At 61.5% G+C, this 4,104-nt stretch carries 4 protein-coding genes and 2 pseudogenes; 5 read left to right on the top strand and 1 reads right to left on the bottom strand.

The features are described from left to right. The 4 genes and pseudogenes from ACWAUG_RS13410 to ACWAUG_RS13395 form a co-directional block, all read left to right on the top strand. Positions 1-302, top strand: a pseudogene (locus ACWAUG_RS13410) (hypothetical protein); the annotation flags it as partial. A 334-nt stretch (positions 303-636) separates the two neighbouring features. Then, entirely contained in the window at positions 637-936 is a 300-nt protein-coding gene (locus ACWAUG_RS13405; protein WP_298037276.1) for a hypothetical protein, read from the top strand. A gap of 211 nt (positions 937-1,147) precedes the next feature. Beyond that, positions 1,148-2,491, top strand: coding sequence for a NucA/NucB deoxyribonuclease domain-containing protein (locus ACWAUG_RS13400; protein ID WP_298037273.1), 1,344 nt, complete (start codon positions 1,148-1,150; stop codon positions 2,489-2,491). 11 nt (positions 2,492-2,502) lie between these two features. Beyond that, positions 2,503-3,078: a hypothetical protein gene (locus ACWAUG_RS13395; protein WP_298037271.1), complete on the top strand. Its 576-nt coding sequence runs from the start codon at positions 2,503-2,505 to the stop codon at positions 3,076-3,078. A 145-nt stretch (positions 3,079-3,223) separates the two neighbouring features. Here the strand turns inward: ACWAUG_RS13395 and ACWAUG_RS13390 are convergent, their stop codons facing one another. Next, positions 3,224-3,805, bottom strand: coding sequence for a recombinase family protein (locus tag ACWAUG_RS13390; RefSeq protein WP_298037270.1), 582 nt, complete (start codon positions 3,803-3,805; stop codon positions 3,224-3,226). A 59-nt stretch (positions 3,806-3,864) separates the two neighbouring features. Here ACWAUG_RS13390 and ACWAUG_RS13385 point away from each other — a divergent pair. Then, a pseudogene (locus ACWAUG_RS13385) lies at positions 3,865-4,026 on the top strand (IS3 family transposase); the annotation flags it as partial. Positions 4,027-4,104: the final 78 nt, after the last annotated feature.

The raw sequence follows: 4,104 nt of genomic DNA, 5'->3' as shown, positions 1-4,104 counted from the left end.
TTACGCTGGCCTGGAATCAGCCCACCCGGCCCCTGCCGGACAAGGCTCCCGATAGGAACGAAAGTCAGGCCGATTCATTGCGCCTGCACGCACAACCGATGACGATCGTTCCGGACGGGATGATCCTCGATGGCGTAGCTTGGCTGCAATTCGGTGACGCCGACGTACAACTTCCCGTCCAGATCAAGCGATGGACGGATAACGCCGTTGGCGTCGAATGCTCAGTCGGTGGTGAGGTGCTGCGCTGCTGGATCTGGCGCGGCGCGTGCGAACCGCGTGAGTTCGAGGACGGACGCACGTAACACCACACCCTGATGATTCGAATGTCGTACCTGCCGCGCATAGTACGATGAAGGCCGCAGCAAGGAGTAGGGCGACCTCGAACATCCAGGAGACCTCCACATGTGTCAGTACACACCGAGGTGCAGTGTCGGAACCCACCGGCCCGGCACCGTATGCCCATACGCAACCAGCAGCCCAAGACCGACGCCCGCGTGGCAGACACCGCCACGGCACCCTGCACCGAAATCGGTCTACACGTCGTCACGCGATCGTAGTGCGCAGAACGGGCCGGCGACGGTTGGGGGAGTCATTACCGGTGCCGACCTTTTGGCCCTGGTGATTCTGATAGCTCTGGTGAGCAACAACGCCGTTCCGGTGAACACAGCATTCATCGTGGTCACGATCGTGCTGCTTCTGATCCCTCTCGCCGTCGCGGGATGGCTACTGTCCCGATGCCGAGCATGGAACAAGGACGGGCTCTCTCGCTGCCAGCGTCGAACCAAGGCGCTGTTGGGAAGGTGCGGGACCCCAGGTCACGCAAGGAGCGCACAGTGGGTGCTTCTGCCAGAAGCGGTTGCGGTGGCTGCATTCATCGTTCTGATTGGCGACGCGCTCGTACTCGTGCCGATCATCCTCAGGAGTCTCGCACAGTGACCGTTTGAGGATCGCCTATTGGGAGAACCTGGATCGGCACATGCTGGAACGCCGTCGACGAGGCTCGTCGCGGGGCGACGGCCACCGAACCGTCGAGGGCAACGGCGTGGTCAATCTGCGATCTCGGTCCCGATTGTTGCACAGAGTCGAATATGTCATATGCACATCGATGGCACGCTTCCGACGACCTCTACTCGCAAGGAGATTTTTGATGAAGTTGAAACGATTCGGCGCTGCGTGGCGGAGAGTTGCCGTCGGGGTGGGTGTCGTGGTTGCTCTCTCTGTCGGGCTTGTGTCGCCGGTGGCGGCGCAGGCATCGACAATCTATGACTCCGCTGCGTCCCTCAGTATGCGAAACCTGGTGAATGCCATGAGTTCGTACGGGATGATGAACGGCGACAACTTTAAGAACGTCACGGTGGCAGGCCTGCGTGGATGGGGATGGACGCCCGGAGCGAATGACTCGGTTGACATCTGGGTTGAGGGGACGGGCAAGCAATGGCGTGCGACGCTTCGGGACGCGCGCGGCTCGACGGAATACAGCTACGTCACGACGGGCCGGTTCAATGGGCTCGCTGCGAACGTTCGGGGCGCTTCGTCACCTCAGCCAATTGAGGCGCCACAGCCCGCGGGCGTGCGCATTAGCTCCATCACCCAGGGGATCGATGAGACGGCATTGGCTGCCGCGCTGGTTGCGGGTTCGGTGACGGCGTTGGAGGTGTGTGCTGCAACGGCGACGGTACCGGGGCCGCGGTCGACGTCGAGTCTTCCAAACCACACCGTCGCTTGCATGGCGGCTGCGAATGCTCCGGGTGCGACGACGCTCAGTGTTCTGCGCGCCCTGGCTTCGACGCCGACTGGTCGGGCCGTGATCGCAACGATCTCTCGGGACTTCATCTCCATCAACAACGGGGTGACAGTTGTTGCGACGCCGCCGTGGGTAAACACGGTCGCCCCGGAGACGCAGATTCCGACCCCGCCACCTGCACATCAGGATTCGCTGGGCCCGATCTGGCGGAAGACCGCAATCGTATCGTCCGTGAAGCTGCGAAACGCTGGACTGACGGATGAACAAGTTTCCGTCGCCGTGGACGAGTGTTTGAAGCAAGTCGCGGCCGCGCGATTGGGAACCGATCCGTATAACGAGTGCGTAAGCAAGCCGATCTTCCTCAGCGGTCGCGACGTCCCTGAGGCGACCGATCATGACATCGAAGCCCTCGCCACGAACCCAGCATGGGTAGCGCTGAACTACGAGAATCGGGATCGCACAGACTGGTACACGAGCGACCCGCGTTGCATCGGAAAGGGTTCGGATCAGCAGTGTGATGAGTACCCGTTCAATGCGACAGCGCAAGGCGGTCAGTTCGCGGCACCACCTGTGTCGCTGAAACCCATCAACGATCTGCAGAACATGGCGCAGGGGACCTACTATGGTGCCTTTGTCACCGCCTGCAAGGTGCGCGACCGCCAGGCCATGGACTTCCTTGCGATCCCGATTCCAGCGGCAGCCGGCTCCGTACCGACGTTCCGCGTATGTAACAACTTTGAGCAATGACGTTTGCGAGTGTGACCGACGCGCTGCGGCGCTACGAAGCTGAACTTGACCGCATTGGATTCCGGAACGATTTCGCTGACGGGCTCACCCCGCAAGAGCTCGACGCCATCGAAGCGGAAGCAGGGTTCCGGTTCTCGCAAGACGTTCGTGCGGTATGGGCGTGGCGTGGTGGAACGTCGGTCCCGAGCGGCCAGCGCACCTCGCAGGCGTCAACGATTGTGCCCTATGGCAGCTTTCCTCCCCTTCCCGGGGCGATTCGGTCTGGGAAGGGAGCTGCCGATGCGGCGGCGGAGCTTGAGCAGATCGAGTTCGACGAAATGAACCTCGTCATGCTTTGCTCGACCATGCAGGATCCGTTCCTGATCGACTCGACCGACCCTGATGCGCCTGACTCGCCAACGTTGCGCACTGTGTGGGGCGAAGGGATCTTCACGATTCCGTGGATTACTGTCACTGAGCGAATTGAACTGTGGATCACAGCCGTCGAAACGGGCGCGTGGTACGTCGATACCGAGGGCTGGCTCAAGCAGCACAACTCGCTCTTGTCTGAAGAGCAGCTCGTACTACTGGGCCCGCCTGGGGGCTAACGAGATCTCGCCTGCCCAGCCCGGGCATGCCCTCTTCCTGAGAAGGGGCATGCCCGGGCTGTTTTTTGACGCGCTGAGAGCACCGACGCCGCAGGCTGGGGGTTCCGATTCATCGCGCATGTCGCTTTCGGTTGTGACAGATAGATCAGTCGGCAAGTTCTCGCGCTCGTCGGTAGAAGGTGGCTCGGGACATGCCAAGATCTCGAGCTACCTGTGTGACTGGATCCCCGTTTTTCACGAGGTGAAGGGCGCTACGGATCTGGCTATCGGTGACACGGCGGGGCCGGCCGCCGAGGGGGAGGCCCGCCTCTCGGCGTTTGCTCACAACGTCGAGCACGCGTTCTCGTTTGATTTCGTGTTCCATTTGGGCGAGGGCAGCCATGATGGTGAAGAGCATGGAGCCGATCGGAGTTGCCGTATCGACGTCGCCGCCGCCGAGGTTCAGGACGCGTAGGCCGGCGCCGCGATCCCGTAGGAGCTCGGCCAGGGCGAGCATGTTCTGTGTGGATCTTCCCAGGCGGTCGAGAGTGGTGATGACGAGAGTGTCGCCGTCTTGAAGAGCAGCGAGTGCTTGGTCAAATCGGGGGCGCGATGCTCGAGCGCCAGATGCTCCGTGATCAACGTAGAGGTCGTCACGACGGACGCCCGCGGCCAGTAGGTCAACTTCTTGACGGTCTGTGGACTGTTGCCGCGTTGAGACTCGCGCGTAGCCGATCAGTTTCGACATTTGACTGAAGCGCTCTGGTTTTGTTGGAGACTCCTGACCTTGGAAACGAGGATGGGGTTATGCCGAAAGAGCAGACATCAGGGAAGCCGACGACGCGTCGGTATTCGACAGAGGAGAAAGCTGCTGCGGTCCGGATGGTGCGGACGTTGCGTGCAGAGCTCGGGACCGATCACGGGACGGTGCAGCGTGTGGCGTTGCAGCTCGGATACGGGATCGAGTCCGGGTCAAGTCCCGAGTAGTGGTGTAGCGCTGTCCTTCGGTGTTGATGGTTAGGCGCTGAGTTCGAGGACGGGCTGTTC

This window comes from Microbacterium sp. GXF6406 (assembly GCF_054798215.1).
The sequence above is the reverse complement of the archived record's forward strand: the minus strand, read 5'-3'. Positions and strand labels throughout refer to the sequence as shown.